We start from the raw sequence: 15,762 nt of genomic DNA, 5'->3' as shown, positions 1-15,762 counted from the left end.
TCATGGTGGATGTCACTGTTGAACGTTGTTCCTCGGGTTCGGTTACCCCCGTAACACGAACGCTGGAAACAACTCGCGCATCGCTTCCCAAAGATCGGGTAGCAAGGCCTGTGCCGAAACGCTCGGCAGCAGCGGATCGAACATTCGCTCGGTGCGCACCAGTTGCACGGCGAAGCGCTTGACGCCCAGCGCGCTCAATCGCTGCGCGAGGGTCAACAGACGTGCCGGTTCGACGAGATGCCAATGCACGGTGGTGCGGCATTCGTAGTCGACATCGCTGGCCAGCAGATGCTCGAGGCTGCGCCAGTTGGCTGTTCCGCTGCCCTCGACGCGGGTGATGGCCTGGCAATCCTCGGGCAATGCCTTGACGTCGAAGCCCACCCAGTCGGCCCCGGCCAGCGCCTTGGCAAACGCGGCCGGCTTGATGCCGGCGCTGTGCAAACCGATGCGAAATCCCATGGCGCGCACTTCATCCATGGCACCGGGCAACGCGTCCTGCAAGGTCGGCTCACCGCCGCTGAACACCACGGCATCGAGCAGGTCCTGTCGACGTTGCAGAAACGCCATAACCCGCCGCCAATCCACTTCCTCGGTGCCACGAGGCGGGATCAGTTGCGGGTTATGGCAGTAACGACAACGCCAGGCACACCCCTGGCAAAACAGCACGCAGGCGAGCTGTCCCGGATAGTCGATAGTGGTCAGGGGCACCATGCCCCCGACCCGCAGCATTCGACTCATTGGCGCCCGGCCACGGCCGCGCTTTCGGTGAAGTGCACCCGTTCGCGGTGCTCCGACTGTTTGCCCGGATTGAACGCCGACACCGGACGGTGATAACCCATCACCCGGGTCCAGACTTCGCAGCGTTGACGTTGAGCCTGGGGCAGTGTTTGCGATGCAATCATGGTGAAGCTCCTTGCGGTTGAGTGGATCGAAATCAGTGAACGGTGCCGGTTTGCTGTTCTTTGAGCAGCAGGATCTCGTCGCATTTAGGGCAGAACTCGTGCTCGCCATCGAGGTAGCCGTGCACCGGGCAGATGGAGAATGTCGGGGTCACGGTCAGGTACGGCAGGCGGAACCGCCCGAGGGCTTTGCGCACCAGTTGCTTGCAGGCTTGGGTCGAAGAAATCCGCTCGGCCATGTACAGATGCAAGACCGTCCCGCCGGTGTATTTGCATTGCAATTCGTCTTGCAGTTCCAGGGCCTCGAAGGGGTCTTCGGTGTAGCCCACGGGCAGTTGCGAGGAGTTGGTGTAATACGGCGCCTGCGCGCTGCCAGCCTGGAGAATGTCGGGATAGCGCTTGAGGTCTTCCTTGGCGAAACGGTAGGTAGTGCCCTCGGCCGGCGTGGCTTCGAGATTGTAGAGGTGGCCGGTTTCTTCCTGGAAACGCACGAGCGTGGCGCGCACATGGTCCAGCATCCTCAGGGCAAACTGCCGGCCGTGCTCGGTGTGCATGCCCTCCTTGTCGCCGCTGAAATTGCGCAGCATTTCATGCAGGCCATTAAGGCCAATGGTCGAGAAATGGTTGCGCAAGGTGCCGAGGTAACGCTTGGTGTACGGGTACAATCCGGCGTCCATGTGATGCTGAATCACCTTGCGCTTGACCTCCAGGCTCTCCATCGCCAGTTCCATCAGCGTGTCCAGACGCTTGAGCAAACCGCTGGTATCACCCTTGAACACATAACCCAGTCGCGCGCAGTTGATGGTCACCACGCCGAGCGATCCGGTCTGTTCCGCCGAGCCGAACAAACCGCCGCCGCGCTTGAGCAACTCGCGCACGTCCAGTTGCAAGCGGCAGCACATCGATCGCACCTGATTGGGCTGCATGTCCGAATTGAGGAAGTTCTGGAAATACGGCAGGCCGTAACGCGCGGTCATCTCGAACAGGCGGTCAGCGTTTTCACTGTCCCATGGAAAATCATGGGTGATGTTGTAGGTCGGGATCGGAAAGGTGAACACCCGCCCTTTCGCATCGCCGGCCTGCATCACCTCGATGTAGGCGCGGTTGAGCAGGTCCATTTCGGCTTGCAGGTCGCCATAGGCAAACGGCATTTCCTCACCGCCGATGATGGGGATCTGCTCGCGCAGATCCTGCGGGCAAACCCAGTCGAAGGTCAGGTTGGTAAAGGGCGTTTGCGTGCCCCAGCGCGATGGGACGTTGAGGTTGTAGATGAATTCCTGGATCGCCTGGCGTATCTGCTCGAAACCCAGCTGGTCCTTGCGCACATAGGGCGCCAGGTAGGTGTCGAACGAACTGAACGCCTGGGCACCGGCCCATTCGTTTTGTAGGGTGCCAAGGAAATTCACCATCTGCCCCAGGGCACTGCTCAGGTGCTTCGGCGGACCGGCTTCGACCCGTCCCGGCACACCGTTGAGCCCTTCGTGCAAGAGCGTGCGCAGCGACCATCCGGCGCAATAACCGGCGAGCATGTCGAGGTCGTGCACATGCAAATCCGCCTCGCGGTGGGCCTGGCCGATGGCTTCGCTGTAGACCTCGTCCAGCCAGTAGTTGGCGGTGACCTTGCCCGACACGTTCAGCACCAGCCCGCCCAGGGAATAGCCCTGATTGGCGTTGGCCTGGACCCGCCAGTCTTCACGGTCGAGGTATTCGTTCATGGAGGTGGCGACCTCGACCAGGGTCCGGCGGTCGCGGCGCAAACGTCCGTGCTGTTCGCGGTAGACGATGTAGGCGCGCATGGCGAAGAAAAAACCGGCGTCCATCAGCACCCGTTCGACACGGTCCTGGATCTGTTCGACATGCAGTCTCGGCAGCCCTTCCAGGCGGGCGAGTACGGCCTCGAGCAGGCCTTCGGCTTCAACGTCGGTGTATTCCCCGGTTGCCCTGCCGGCAGCGATCAACGCCTGACGGATCTTGTCGGCGTCGAAGGCAACCAGGTCACCGTTGCGCTTGTGCAAACGGTTACTTCCTACTGAGATCAGCGTGCTTTGCATTCGGCCTCCAGATACTACATATAGATTTTTATTCATCTAAAAACACAACATGCAGTGGAGGTTACGGACAAAGGACGGATCTGCAATTGACCGATATCAAGATTTGGCGGTGATTGCCTAGCATTTGTTTTTGGTGTGTATATCCGTTGTTGTGGTGATGGCGGCTGGCGGTTTCGCCCTTACGGCGAGTCACTTGCAGAAGCGGCAAGTAACCAAGCGCTCTTGCCCCTTTCGTTCGGTGCCTCGCTAATGCTCGGCATGCCCTCGCTCCGGTCCTGCTCCGTGGGCCCGCCGCCATCGGCCATCCATGGCCGGGGGCGGCTAACCCGGCATCCATGCCGGGTTGCCCACTGCGCAGAACCTCCACTCGGCCTCTCGAGGGGGCGCTCAGATCAAAAGCGGAAGGCGAGCTAACGCTCGGCCTGATGAGTGGTGGAAATCAAAAGCAAACGCGATTCCCTGTAGGAGCGAGGCTTGCCCGCGAAAAACGACCGGACAACACGTTCATTCAGACACCCCGCGTTATCGTTGACGGCCATCGCCAGCAAGCTGGCTCCTACAAGGGAAATGCGTATGTGTCTGGATAAATACGATCCCCTGTAGGAGCCGGCTTGCCGGCGAAAATCGTCTGGACAACGCGTTCATTCAGACACCCCGCGTTATCGTTGACGTCCATCGCCAGCAAGCTGGCTCCTACAATTTTGAATCGTGTGAACCCAATCCCCGTGTAGGAGCCGGCTTGCTGGCGATAGCGGTGGATCAGTCAACGTATGTATTGGCTGGACGGACGCCATCGCCAGCAAGCCGGCTCCTACAGGGGATAGGTGTACATATCCGGAATGAGGGAACGCGCGCACCAAAGAGCCAGGTCGGCTTTCAGGCCGCCTCGGCGGCTGTGGCGGTAGTCGCCCCCTCGAGAGGCCGAGCGGAGGTTCTGCGTAGTGGGCAACCCGGCATGGATGCCGGGTTAGCCGCGCACGGCCAAGGATGGCCGATCGCGGCGGGCCCACGGAGCAGGAGCGGAGCGAGGGCATGCCGAGCATTAGCGAGGCACCGAACGACAGGGGCAAAAGCGCTTGGTTACTTGGCGCTTCTCCAAGTGACTCGCTGTAAAAGCGAAACCATTAGCGGCCGTTACCGCAGGAATGGATATGTACACCATCAGAAACTCGGCGATTGGATTTGCGGCAAATCAACCACCACTCATATTCATGAACCGAACAATCTGCACATCCCCCTCCGGAGTGAAATCATGGCGCAGCGGTTTACCGCGCAAAGCCTTTTGCACCGCATTGATCACCGGCTGGTCATCCAGCGGATAACGCCGCAGCAACCCTCTCAAATCCAGCGCATCGTCCTGCCCCAGACACAACAGCAGCTTGCCTTCCACCGTCATCCGCACCCGGTTGCAAGTACCGCAGAAGTTGTGACTGTTGGGTGAAATGAAACCGATCCGGGTCTCGGGATGGCGTTCCAGGCGCACATAACGCGCCGGCCCGCCGCTGTTTTCCGTGCTGTCGAGCAAGCGATGACGCTGAGCAATCAACGTGCGCACGTCATCACTGGAACAAAACGATTCGCCCCGTGATCGCCCGACATCGCCCAGCGGCATTTCTTCGATAAAACTGATATCGATGCGCTGGTCGATGGCGTATTGCACCAACGCCGGGACCTCATCGAAGTTGCGCCCCTTCATCACCACGCAGTTGAGCTTGATTCGCTCAAACCCCGCATCCCGCGCCGCTTCGATGCCGCTAAGCACCTGATCGAGATCGCCGTTGCGGGTGATCGCGCGAAATTTCTGCGCGTCCAGGCTGTCGAGGCTGATGTTCATCCGTTTAACACCCGCCTCCACCAACGGCCGCGCCAGGCGGCCCAGCTGCGAGCCGTTGCTGGTCATCACCAGTTCGCGCAAACCGGGCAACGCGGCGATGTTGCGACACAGATCGACAATGCCGGGACGGATCAACGGCTCGCCGCCAGTGAGGCGAATCTTGCGCACGCCCAATCCGACGAACAACGTTGCCAGGCGCTGCAATTCCTCCAGCGTGAGCACCTGCTGACGCGGCAGGAAGGTCATGTTTTTCGCCATGCAATACACACAACGAAAATCACACCGGTCCGTCACCGACATCCGCAGATAATCGATCTGCCGCCCAAAACCATCCTGCATCACAGCGTTCATCACATCTCCCGGTTAGCCTTGAGGCTCACTGCACCAGCGGTGAGTCAGCGCCCTGCAAATGAATACCGCGGACATCCGCCGCGCCAATCAGGGTTTGCAGGTATTGCACCAGGGCCTTTTGCCAGACGCCCTGCTGCAACTGCGTGCGGATCGCCGTCGACACCGCTTCATAGGGCAACGGCATGCCTTCGATCCGCTGATCGACGCTGACCACATGCCAGCCATAACGACTTTCCAACGGTTTGCTGGCCAGCCCCGGTGCCAGCGTGAACAACTGCCGCTCCAGTTCCGGCACGGTCTGGCCTTTGCTGATCTGCCCCAGAGAACCGCCTTGCGCCTTCGAAGGGCAGGCCGAATATTTCACCGCCAGCTCGGCGAAGCTGCCGGGGAAGTCTTCCAGCCGTTGCAGCAGGATTTCTGCCTGGGCATGCGCCAGCTCGCGGGCTTCGGCATCGTCCGGCGCGCACTCCAGCAGGATGTGCCGCACCGCCAGCAACGGCGCGCTGTGAAAGCGCCCGCGATTGTTTTCGTAGTAACGAAGGCTGGTTTGCTCGTCGCATTGCGGCACGATCACCTCGCGTTCGAGCAACAAGCGCGTGGCGGCTTCTTCTTCGTTCTCACCGGCACCGACCTCCAGCGACACGCCCAGTTCGGCGATGCGCTGCTGCAACAACTCGCGGATCACCAGCGCCTTGGCGGCCAGATACACCGCCTCTTCGCGGCTTTCGGCCGGGTGATATTGCAGCTCCTGGGCCATCGCTTCCGGGGTGATCACCACCTCGTTGACGCTGATGATCGGCCACTCCTGCTCGCTGCTGGCGATCAACTGCGCCGGCGCGTCATCGGCCGCCGCAGGTTCAACCGCGAGCTCTTCAAACGGTGCGACATCGTCCGGCACCGCAACCTCTACTTGTTTGGAAGATCCGCAGCCACCGCTGCCGCCGTTACCACCGCCACATCCACATCCACCTGACATGATTGTCTCCTCAGAATTTCTGCCGAACGATTTGATAACGGCGTCCCAGGTACCAGACCGGTGCACTGATCACGTGTACGAGACGGGTGAAGGGGAACAGCACAAACAGGGTCAGGCCGAGAAACACGTGCAACTTGTAGGTCAGCCCGACCGGCGCGATGGAGGCCGCCGCTTCTGTCGGCCGCAACAGCACGGTGTTCTGCGCCCAGTCGGCGAGCATCACCATCACCGAACCGTCCATGTGCGCGGTGGACGCAACGATGGTCAGCAGGCCGAGCAGCAACTGCGCCAATAGCACCAGCAGAATCAGGATGTCCGACGTACTGGACGTGGCGCGGACCCGAGGGTCGCTCAGGCGCCGGTTGACCAGCATCAGCAGGCCGATCAGGCACAACAGGCCGAAGAAGCCGCCGGACACCATCGCCAGCAACTGCTTGTTCTCAGTGCTGATGACATGGTGATAAACCGACGCGGGCGTCAGCAGGCCGACGAAATGCCCGGCCAGCACGAACAGCACACCGATGTGGAAGAAGTTGCTCGCCACGCGCATGCCGCGCTGGTTGAGCATTTGGCTGGAGCCCGCCTTCCAGGTGTACTGCGACAGGTCGAAGCGGGCCCAACTGCCGATCAGGCAAATGGCCAAAGCGATATAGGGATAAATCCCGAACAACAACAGGTTCCATTTAGACATTGCCTACCTCCTGGACTGGCGCGGCGGCCAGTCCTTCATGCTGAAAATCCACCCAGTGCAACGGCACCGCGCTTTCTTCCCGGGCCTTGCCCGGCGCGCTTGGCAGCGAACCGCAACGGTCCTGCTGTTCGGCCTGGAGAAAGTCCACGGCCTCCTCTTCCCAGATCTTGTCGAGGGCTTCGAGCGAGTCGTCGCGCACTTCCGCCGCGACCTGCTCACGCAGGTCGGCCACGGCCTGATGCGGTTCGGAGCCGGCAATCTGCAGCAGCGCCCGGAAGCAACTGGCGTAGGCGCTTTCACGCTCCTCCAGACGCGCCGCGAGCAAGGCCAGCAGGTGCGAGACATCCGCCAGGCCCTCGCGGGCCTCGATGTCTTCGCGAGTGGACAGAAACTCCAGGTACAGCGGGATGTAGTCCGGCAGCTCTTTGACGCCGATGGCAAAACCGGCGTCCTCGTACTGCGCCATCATGTCGACCATGGCCTGGCCACGGTCGCGGGACTCACCGTGCACGTGCTCGAACAACAGCAACGAGAGCGCGCGCCCCCGACCGAACAGCGCACCGTAGTGCTCCTGCCCGTCCATCAGGTCATTGGCGCAGATCAGCTCCAGCAACTCGAACAACGCACCGCGCTGCTTCGGGCTGATTTCCCGCGATTGAATGATCGCCTGCTCCAGTTCGTCGCGGCCGCTGATCAGCGTTTCAGTCGGGTAATCGAGCAGCAGCGAAATCACTTTGAGAATTTGCATGCTCATTCCTCCCACAACTGCACGGTTTTCAGGACGTCGCGACGGTTGGCCTTTTTCGCGCCGAACATGTTGGTGTCGGAGCTGCCGCTGCAACCGCTGCCGAAACTGAAACCGCAACCGGAGCGTTCGGCAAAGGCGTCGCTCATGGCGTCTTCGCGGTGGGCGGTCGGTACCACAAAGCGGTCCTCATAGTTGGCGATGGCCAGGTAGCGGTACATTTCCTCGACCTGGTCCACGCTCAAACCGACGTCCGCCAGCACTTGCAGGTCTTGCACACCATCGACTTGCTCGGAACGCTTGTAGGCACGCATCGCCAGCAAGCGTTTCAACGCACGCTTGACCGGTTTTTCATCGCCGGCAGTCAGCAGGTTGGCCAGGTACTTCAGTGGAATACGCAGGCTGTCGACGTCCGGAATCACCCCGTTCATGCCAACGGTGCCAGCGGTTGCGGCGTTTTGAATCGGCGACAGTGGCGGTACGTACCAGACCATCGGCAAGGTGCGGTATTCCGGGTGCAGCGGCAGCGCGAGTTTCCAGTCCACGGCCATTTTGTAGACCGGCGAACGCTGGGCGGAATCGATCACCGACTGCGGTACACCGTCTGCCAGGGCCTGACGGATCACCACCGGGTCATTCGGGTCGAGGAAGATCTCCAGTTGTTTCTCGTACAGATCCTGCTCATTGGCGGTGCTCGCCACTTCGCTGATGCGGTCGGCGTCGTACAGCAACACGCCGAGGTAACGGATACGACCGACGCACGTTTCGGCGCACACGGTCGGCATCCCGGCTTCGATACGCGGGTAGCAGAAAATGCACTTCTCGGACTTGCCACTTTTCCAGTTGAAGTAGATTTTCTTGTACGGGCAGCCGCTGATGCACATGCGCCAGCCACGGCATTTTTCCTGGTCGATCAGGACAATGCCGTCTTCTTCACGCTTGTAGATCGCCCCGCTCGGGCACGATGCCGCACACGCCGGGTTGAGGCAGTGCTCGCACAGGCGCGGCAAATACATCATGAAGGTGTTTTCGTACTCGCCGTAAATGTCCGCCTGGATCTTGTCGAAGTTCTTGTCCTTGCGACGCTTGGCGAATTCAGTGCCAAGGATTTCTTCCCAGTTCGGGCCCCACTCGATTTTCTCCATGCGCTTGCCGGAGACCAGCGAGCGTGGGCGCGCCGTAGGCTGATGCTCGCCCAGCGGTGCGGTGTGCAGGTGCTGGTAATCGAAGTCGAACGGCTCGTAGTAGTCGTCGAGGCTCGGCAGGTCCGGGTTGGCAAAGATGTTGGCCAACACGCGGAACTTGCCGCCGATGCGCGGGTTGATCGAGCCGTTGGCATTGCGGATCCAGCCGCCCTTCCACTTGTCCTGGTTTTCCCATTCTTTCGGGTAGCCGATCCCGGGTTTGCTTTCGACGTTGTTGAACCAGGCGTATTCCATGCCTTCACGGCTGGTCCAGACGTTTTTGCAGGTGATCGAGCAAGTGTGGCAACCGATGCACTTGTCCAGGTTCAGCACCATGCCGATTTGTGAGCGAATCTTCATCTCAGTTCTCCTCGATATCGGTCGGCAGAGGACGCGGCAGGTCATCACCGGACGAACCATCGAGCCAGTCGACTTTGGACATTTTGCGCACCACGACGAACTCGTCGCGGTTGCAACCGACCGTGCCGTAATAGTTGAAACCGTAGGCCTGCTGGGCATAGCCACCGATCATGTGGGTCGGTTTGAGCACGACGCGGGTCACCGAGTTGTGGTGGCCGCCACGGGTCTTGGTGGTTTCCGATCCGGGCACGTTCACGATCCGTTCCTGGGCGTGGTACATCATCACCATGCCGTCCTTGACCCGCTGACTGACCACCGCACGGGCGGTCAGCGCACCGTTGGCGTTGAAGCACTCGATCCAGTCGTTGTCCTCGATGCCGGCGCTTTTCGCGTCGTTCTCCGACAGCCAGACAATCGGGCCGCCACGGCTTAAGGTCAGCATCAACAGGTTGTCGCTGTAGGTGCTGTGGATGCCCCACTTCTGGTGCGGCGTGATCCAGTTCAGGACGATTTCCTTGTGGCCGTTGCTGCGCTTGCCTTTCACCCCGGCGATGGTCCGGGTGTTGACCGGCGGCCGGTAACTCATCAGCTGCTCGCCGAACGCCTGCATCCACGGGTGATCCTGGTAGAACTGCTGACGACCGGTGATGGTGCGCCATGGAATGGCTTCATGAACGTTGGTGTAACCGGCGTTGTAGCTGACGTGATCGTCTTCGAGCCCCGACCAGGTCGGGCTGGAAATGATCTTGCGTGGCTGCGCCTGGATGTCGCGGAAGCGAATCGCCTCATGCTCCTTGCCCACCGCCAGATGGCTGTGGTCGATACCGGTGAATTCCGACAGCGCGGCCCAGGCCTTGACCGCTACGTGGCCGTTGGTTTCCGGTGCGAGCGACAGGATCACTTCCGCTGCATCGATGGCCGAGTCGATTTTCGGACGGCCGTGGCTGATACCGGCGTCCCGTTCGTGGTGGTTGAGCTCACCGAGGAACTTCACTTCGGCCTCGGTGTTCCAGTTGATGCCCTTGCCGCCGTTGCCGTGTTTCTCCAGCAATGGCCCGAGGGACGAGAACTGCTTGTAGATGTTCGGGTAGTCGCGCTCGACCACGTGCAGGTTCGGTGCGTTTTTACCCGGCACCGGTGCCACGCCTTCGCTTTTCCAGTCGGTGCCGCCAAACGGCTGGGCCAGTTCGCCGACGCTGTCGTGCATCAGCGGAATGGTCACCAGATCCTTTTCGACGCCCAGGTGCCCTTCGGCCATGCTGGAAAACGCCTTGGCGATGCCTTTGTAGATTTCCCAGTCGGAACGCGATTCCCACGCCGGGTCGATCGCGGCCGACAACGGGTGAATGAACGGGTGCATGTCCGAGGTGTTCATGTCGTCTTTTTCGTACCAGGTTGCGGTCGGCAAGACGATGTCGGAATAGACGCAGGTCGAGGACATGCGGAAGTCCAGCGTAGTCACCAGATCGAGCTTGCCGATGGCGCCCTCGTCCACCCACTCGGCTTCTTCCGGTTTGCAGTCGCCGACCTGGCCGATGTCTTCGTTCATCACCCCGTTCTTGGTGCCGAGCAGGTACTTGAGCATGTACTCGTGGCCCTTGCCCGAGGAGCCCAGCAGGTTGGAGCGCCAGATGAACATGTTGCGCGGGAAGTTCACCGGGCTGTCCGGTTGCTCGCAAGAGAAGCGCAGCGAACCGTCCTGCAGCGACTTGACCACGTAGTCTTTCGGTTCCATGCCGGCAGCAGCGGCATCACGGCAAATGTGCAGCGGGTTGGTGTTGAGTTGCGGTGCGCTAGGCAACCAGCCGGCGCGTTCGGCGCGGATGTTGTAGTCCAGCGCATGCTCGGGGAATTGTGACTTGTCGGCCAATGGCGAGAGCACGTCGTGCATGCTCATCTTCTCGTGGCGCCACTGCGAGCTGTGGGCGTAGAAGAAGCTGGTGCCGTTCATTTGCCGTGGCGGACGGTTCCAGTCCAGACCGAACGCCAGGGGCAGCCAGCCGCATTGCGGACGGAGTTTTTCCTGGCCGACGTAGTGCGCCCAACCGCCACCGGTCTGACCGACACACCCGCAGAGCATGAGCATGTTGATCAGCCCGCGGTAGTTCATGTCCATGTGGTACCAGTGATTCATCGCCGCGCCGACGATGATCATCGAGCGGCCCTTGGTCTTGTCGGCGTTATCGGCAAACTCACGGGCAATCTGGATCGCTTTCTCGCGGCTGACGCCGGTGATCTGCTCCTGCCAGGCCGGGGTGCCGGGCACCGAGGCGTCGTTGTAATCCTTGGCGACGTTTTCGCCACCCAGGCCACGGTCGATCGCCAGGTTAGCGGCCGACAGGTCGAACACGGTGGCGACTTTGGCCACGCTGCCGTCAGCCAGAACGAGGCTGTGCACCGGCACACGACGGTATTGCACGGCATCGCCGGCCACGTGCTGGAAGTGCTCGTGGGACTCGCCGGCAAAATACGGGAACGCCACTTCGGCCACGTCATCGCCGATCAGGCTCAGTTTCAGATCGATTTCGCGACCTTCGCCACCCTCACGCGGCAGGATGTTCCACTTGCCCTTCTCGCCCCAGCGATAACCGATGGAGCCCTGAGGGGACACCAGTTCGCCGCTGGTATCCAGGGCGATGGTTTTCCATTCCGGGTTGTTTTCCTGGCCGAGGTTGTCGGTCAAGTCGCTGGCGCGCAGGAAGCGGTCTGGCTGGTAACCGGCGCCCGGCGCCTTGTCGGCCATTTGCTTGAGCAGCACCAGCACCGGCAGATCGGTGAAGCGCTTGGCGTAGTCAGTGAAATAGGCGCTCGGTTTATCCAGGTGGAACTCTTTGAAGATCACATGGTTGAAGGCCTGCGCCAGCGCCGCGTCGGTGCCCTGCTTGGGGTTCAGCCACAGGTCGGTGAGCTTGGCGACTTCCGAATAGTCCGGAGTGATCGCCACGGTCTTGGTGCCCTTGTAACGGACTTCGGTGAAGAAGTGCGCGTCGGGGGTACGGGTCTGCGGAACGTTGGAACCCCAGGCAATGATGTAGTTGGAGTTGTACCAGTCGGCCGATTCCGGCACGTCGGTCTGCTCACCCCAGACCATCGGCGAAGCCGGTGGCAAGTCGCAGTACCAGTCGTAGAAGCTCAGGCAGGCGCCGCCGATCAGCGACAGGTAACGCGAACCTGCGGCGTAGCTGACCATCGACATGGCCGGGATCGGCGAGAACCCGACGATCCGGTCGGGGCCGTACTGTTTGATGGTGTAGACGTTGGACGCCGCGATGATCTCGTTGACTTCGTCCCAGCTGGAACGAATGAAGCCGCCCATGCCGCGCTTGCTTTTATAGGAGTCGGCCTTGGCCTTGTCCTCGACAATGCTGGCCCAGGCTTCGACCGGCGCCATGGTCTGGCGCGCATCGCGCCAGAGCTTGAGCAATGGCTTGCGGATTTTCGGGTACTTGAGCCGGTTGGCGCTGTAGATATACCAGCTGTAACTGGCGCCGCGCGGGCAGCCACGAGGCTCATGGTTGGGCAGGTCGTTGCGGGTGCGCGGGTAGTCGGTCTGCTGGGTTTCCCAGGTGATCAGGCCGTTCTTCACGTAGATCTTCCACGAGCAAGACCCGGTGCAGTTCACCCCGTGGGTGGAACGCACGATCTTGTCGTACTGCCAGCGCGAACGGTAGACGTTCTCCCAGTCGCGCGACTCTTTGCGGGTCTCTCCATGACCCTCGGAAAACTCGTTTTGCTTGCGATTGAAAAACCGCAATTGATCCAGTAAATGACTCACGGTGTAGTCCTCTCAGGCTTGCTGCGGGGTTCTGTGCCCCGCCCACGCAATGGTTGGATTCGGGTCGTCTCAGCAGGGTGTCGCAGCGCCTTTGCGCGCGTACCACCACCAGGTCACGACGATGCAGCTCAGGTAAAAACCGACGAACATGTAGAAGGCCATCTCCGGTCCGCCGGTCTGGGCCATCGAAGTGCCGAAGGATTTGGGAATGAAGAACGCACCGAAGGCGCCCATGGCCGAACTGAAGCCCAGGACGGCGGCGGACTCTTTGCCGGCATTCTTGAGTGCTTGTTCGCGTACGGCCGGGGATTTTCCGGCAGCGGCTTTTTCATGCTGGGTGCGGAAGATCACCGGGATCATGCGGAAGGTGGAGCCGTTGCCCACGCCGGTGGTGATGAACAGCAGCATGAACATGCCGAGGAAGCCGTAGAAGTTGCCGCCTGTACCGTTCTGCGGCAGGAAGTGCATGACGCCGAAGACCATCACGATCATCGCGACGAAGTTCCACAAGGTCACTTTCGCGCCGCCGAGCTTGTCCGCCAGCCAGCCGCCCAATGGACGCACGAGCGCACCCACCAACGGGCCGAGGAAGGCGAATTTCAGTGCGATCACATCAGGGAACGAGGTTTTGATCAGCAATGGAAACGCAGCGGAAAAACCGATGAACGAACCGAAGGTCGCCAGGTACAACCAGCACATCAGCCAGTTGTGCTTGCGTTTGAAGATCACCGCTTGCTCGCTGAACGAGGCCCGCGCACTGGACAAATCGTTCATGCCGAACCAGGCCAGCACCGTCACCAGGACAATGAACGGCACCCAGATGAACCCGGCGTTCTGCAGCCACAATTGGCCACCGTCCGGCAGGGTTTGCGGATTGCCACCCATGACCCCGAACACGCCGAAGGTGATCACCAGCGGCACGCAGAACTGCATCACCGAGACGCCCAGGTTACCCAACCCGGCGTTGAGGCCCAGGGCCGTGCCTTGCTGGGACTTCGGGTAGAAGAAGCTGATGTTGGACATGCTCGAGGCGAAGTTGCCGCCGCCAAAACCGCAGAGCAAGGCAATCCATACGAACACGCTGTACGGGGTGCCCGGGTCCTGCACCGCGAAGCCCATCCAGATCGATGGCACCAGCAACGATGCGGTGCTCAGGGCGGTCCAGCGCCGGCCACCGAAGATCGGCACCATAAAGGAATAGAAGACGCGCAAGGTCGCGCCGGACAGCCCCGGCAACGCCGCCAGCCAGAACAACTGGTCGGTGGTGAAGGTGAAGCCGATGGCGTTCAGGCGCACGATCACCGTGCTCCAGACCATCCACACCGCGAAGGCCAACAGCAGCGCGGGAATGGAGATCCACAGGTTGCGCGTGGCGGTCTGTTTGCCGCTGCTTCCCCAGAACGCAGGGTCCTCGGGGCGCCAGTCATGAATGACCGGCCCTTTTTCAGGCTTTTGCAGAACGGACATGTTGTTCTCCTTGGGCAATGCTGGAAATCGGGGACGGGGTCAGCGTCGGCGCTTTACCAAGCACCGGGCTTTTGCGCATTTCGCTGAAGTACATCCAGGTGAGGGAGACCCAGACCACGCCGTACATCAACATGAAGCAGGACGAGCGCACGCCGGTGAGGTCCACCAGGGCGCCAAACATGATCGGCAGCACGAAACCGCCCAGGCCACCGGCCAGACCGACGATGCCGGACACCGCTCCCATGTTTTTCGGGTAGTCATTGGCGATGTATTTGAAGACCGAGGCCTTGCCGAACGCGAAGGCAATGCCCATGACGAACAGCAGCACGGTGAACAGCGCGGGGTTAAGGCCGATGTGGAAATCCACGGTGCCGTTGATGGTCTGCACTTGCAGTTGGGTCTGTGGGTACGAGAGCAGGAACAGGCAGATCCAGCTGACCCACAACACCCACCAGGTCACGCTTTGCGCGCCCCAGCGATCCGACATCCAGCCACCGACGGCACGCAGCACGCCACCGGGCAGGGAAAAACACGCCGCCAGCAGCGCCGCGCTTTGCAGGCTGAAACCGTATTCCTGCACGTAGTACTTGGTCATCCACAGCGCGAGGGCCACATAGCCGCCGAAGACGATCGAGTAGTACTGGCAGTAGCGCCACACCGCAGGATCTTTCAGCGAACGCAGTTGCTCACGCAGCGTGGCGCCCGAGGCACTGCGGTGGTCCTTGTTTTCGGCACTGAGGAACCAGAACGACAGCGCAGTGATAAAGAGGATGGCGCTGAAGACTTTCGGCACCAGCTGCCAACTGCCGGCGGCGATCAGGGCCGGGGCGAGAAACTTGGTGACCGCAGCCCCGGCGTTACCGGCGCCGAAGATGCCCATGGCGAAGCCCTGGTTCTCTTTGTCGAACCACTTGGCGACGTAGGCAATCCCGACCGAGAACGAGCCGCCGGCCAAACCGACGAACAGGCCCAGCAGCAAAAACTGCCAATAGGCGGTGGCGTGGCTGATCAGGTACAGCGGTGCGACGCAGGACAGCATCAGCAGAAAGAACACGCTGCGCCCGCCAAAGCGGTCGGTCAGCAACCCCAGCGGCAAACGCACCAGCGAGCCGGTCAAGACCGGGGTCGCGGCCAGCAGGCCGAACTGGGTTTCGTTGAGCTGGAGCAGTTCCTTGATCGGCACACCGAGCACGGCAAACATCATCCAGACCATGAAACATACAGTGAAGGCCAGCGTGCTCATGCCCAGCACCAAGCCTTGTCGTACACGGGGTTGGGTCACAATGCTCTCCAGTCAGTTAGCCATGGCGGCAGACTAGAGAGAGCAACCCCGTAAAAACTTGATCCACGTCAACGAAGCCCAAGCGGGCCCAAGCCTATGCTTGCACTGCCTACCTCCAAGGAGGTAGACCGGAGAATGCTTAAAACC

The 15,762-nt window shown here is 60.9% G+C and carries 11 protein-coding genes; all 11 read right to left on the bottom strand.

From position 1 onward, the window contains the following. Positions 1 to 42: 42 nt before the first annotated feature. Positions 43 to 738 (bottom strand): anaerobic ribonucleoside-triphosphate reductase activating protein, encoded by a 696-nt coding sequence (locus IB245_RS03230; protein WP_008043833.1) that lies wholly within the window; start codon positions 736 to 738, stop codon positions 43 to 45. Continuing rightward, positions 735 to 902 carry an anaerobic ribonucleoside-triphosphate reductase gene (nrdD, locus tag IB245_RS29190; protein WP_008032934.1) on the bottom strand — a complete coding sequence of 56 codons (168 nt, stop codon included), beginning with the start codon at positions 900 to 902 and terminating at the stop codon, positions 735 to 737. The genes IB245_RS03230 and nrdD overlap by 4 nt, the downstream gene beginning before the upstream one ends. Positions 903 to 934: 32 nt before the next feature. Continuing rightward, positions 935 to 2,950, bottom strand: coding sequence for a ribonucleoside triphosphate reductase (locus IB245_RS03220; RefSeq protein WP_008032936.1), 2,016 nt, complete (start codon positions 2,948 to 2,950; stop codon positions 935 to 937). A gap of 1,192 nt (positions 2,951 to 4,142) precedes the next feature. Beyond that, complete coding sequence (gene moaA / locus IB245_RS03215) at positions 4,143 to 5,135, bottom strand: GTP 3',8-cyclase MoaA (RefSeq protein ID WP_192226482.1); 993 nt, start codon at positions 5,133 to 5,135, stop codon at positions 4,143 to 4,145. Between the two features lie 25 nt (positions 5,136 to 5,160). Beyond that, positions 5,161 to 6,111 carry a peptidylprolyl isomerase gene (locus IB245_RS03210; RefSeq protein WP_192226480.1) on the bottom strand — a complete coding sequence of 317 codons (951 nt, stop codon included), beginning with the start codon at positions 6,109 to 6,111 and terminating at the stop codon, positions 5,161 to 5,163. A gap of 10 nt (positions 6,112 to 6,121) precedes the next feature. After that, entirely contained in the window at positions 6,122 to 6,802 is a 681-nt protein-coding gene (gene narI, locus IB245_RS03205) for a respiratory nitrate reductase subunit gamma (RefSeq protein WP_008030998.1), read from the bottom strand. After that, a complete protein-coding gene (gene narJ / locus IB245_RS03200) occupies positions 6,795 to 7,550 on the bottom strand; it encodes a nitrate reductase molybdenum cofactor assembly chaperone (RefSeq protein WP_192226478.1) in 756 nt (251 codons plus the stop codon). Before narJ ends, narI begins: the two co-directional genes overlap by 8 nt. Positions 7,551 to 7,552: 2 nt before the next feature. Next, the gene (gene narH, locus IB245_RS03195; protein WP_192226476.1) at positions 7,553 to 9,091 is read right to left on the bottom strand and encodes a nitrate reductase subunit beta; all 1,539 of its coding nucleotides are present in this window, start codon (positions 9,089 to 9,091) and stop codon (positions 7,553 to 7,555) included. Position 9,092: 1 nt separating this feature from the next. Beyond that, complete coding sequence (locus IB245_RS03190; protein ID WP_008043732.1) at positions 9,093 to 12,866, bottom strand: nitrate reductase subunit alpha; 3,774 nt, start codon at positions 12,864 to 12,866, stop codon at positions 9,093 to 9,095. A 69-nt stretch (positions 12,867 to 12,935) separates the two neighbouring features. Then, positions 12,936 to 14,333 (bottom strand): NarK family nitrate/nitrite MFS transporter, encoded by a 1,398-nt coding sequence (locus tag IB245_RS03185; RefSeq protein ID WP_008043731.1) that lies wholly within the window; start codon positions 14,331 to 14,333, stop codon positions 12,936 to 12,938. Further along, a complete protein-coding gene (locus tag IB245_RS03180) occupies positions 14,311 to 15,615 on the bottom strand; it encodes an MFS transporter (protein WP_008030986.1) in 1,305 nt (434 codons plus the stop codon). The genes IB245_RS03185 and IB245_RS03180 overlap by 23 nt, the downstream gene beginning before the upstream one ends. Between the last annotated feature and the right edge of the window lie 147 nt (positions 15,616 to 15,762).

Source organism: Pseudomonas sp. PDM02 (assembly GCF_014852285.1).
Lineage (GTDB): Bacteria > Pseudomonadota > Gammaproteobacteria > Pseudomonadales > Pseudomonadaceae > Aquipseudomonas > Aquipseudomonas migulae.
This window is presented reverse-complemented; position numbering and strand designations above follow the sequence as displayed.

Excerpts from the sequence above, each read along its gene's own strand:
- IB245_RS03185 (WP_008043731.1), bottom strand. The coding sequence starts at position 14,333 with ATGTCCGTTCTGCAAAAGCCTGAAAAAGGGCCGGTCATTCATGACTGG.
- IB245_RS03230 (WP_008043833.1), bottom strand. The coding sequence starts at position 738 with ATGAGTCGAATGCTGCGGGTCGGGGGCATGGTGCCCCTGACCACTATC.
- IB245_RS03210 (WP_192226480.1), bottom strand. The coding sequence starts at position 6,111 with ATGTCAGGTGGATGTGGATGTGGCGGTGGTAACGGCGGCAGCGGTGGC.
- nrdD (WP_008032934.1), bottom strand. The coding sequence starts at position 902 with ATGATTGCATCGCAAACACTGCCCCAGGCTCAACGTCAACGCTGCGAA.
- narJ (WP_192226478.1), bottom strand. The coding sequence starts at position 7,550 with ATGCAAATTCTCAAAGTGATTTCGCTGCTGCTCGATTACCCGACTGAA.
- moaA (WP_192226482.1), bottom strand. The coding sequence starts at position 5,135 with ATGAACGCTGTGATGCAGGATGGTTTTGGGCGGCAGATCGATTATCTG.
- IB245_RS03220 (WP_008032936.1), bottom strand. The coding sequence starts at position 2,950 with ATGCAAAGCACGCTGATCTCAGTAGGAAGTAACCGTTTGCACAAGCGC.
- narI (WP_008030998.1), bottom strand. The coding sequence starts at position 6,802 with ATGTCTAAATGGAACCTGTTGTTGTTCGGGATTTATCCCTATATCGCT.
- narH (WP_192226476.1), bottom strand. The coding sequence starts at position 9,091 with ATGAAGATTCGCTCACAAATCGGCATGGTGCTGAACCTGGACAAGTGC.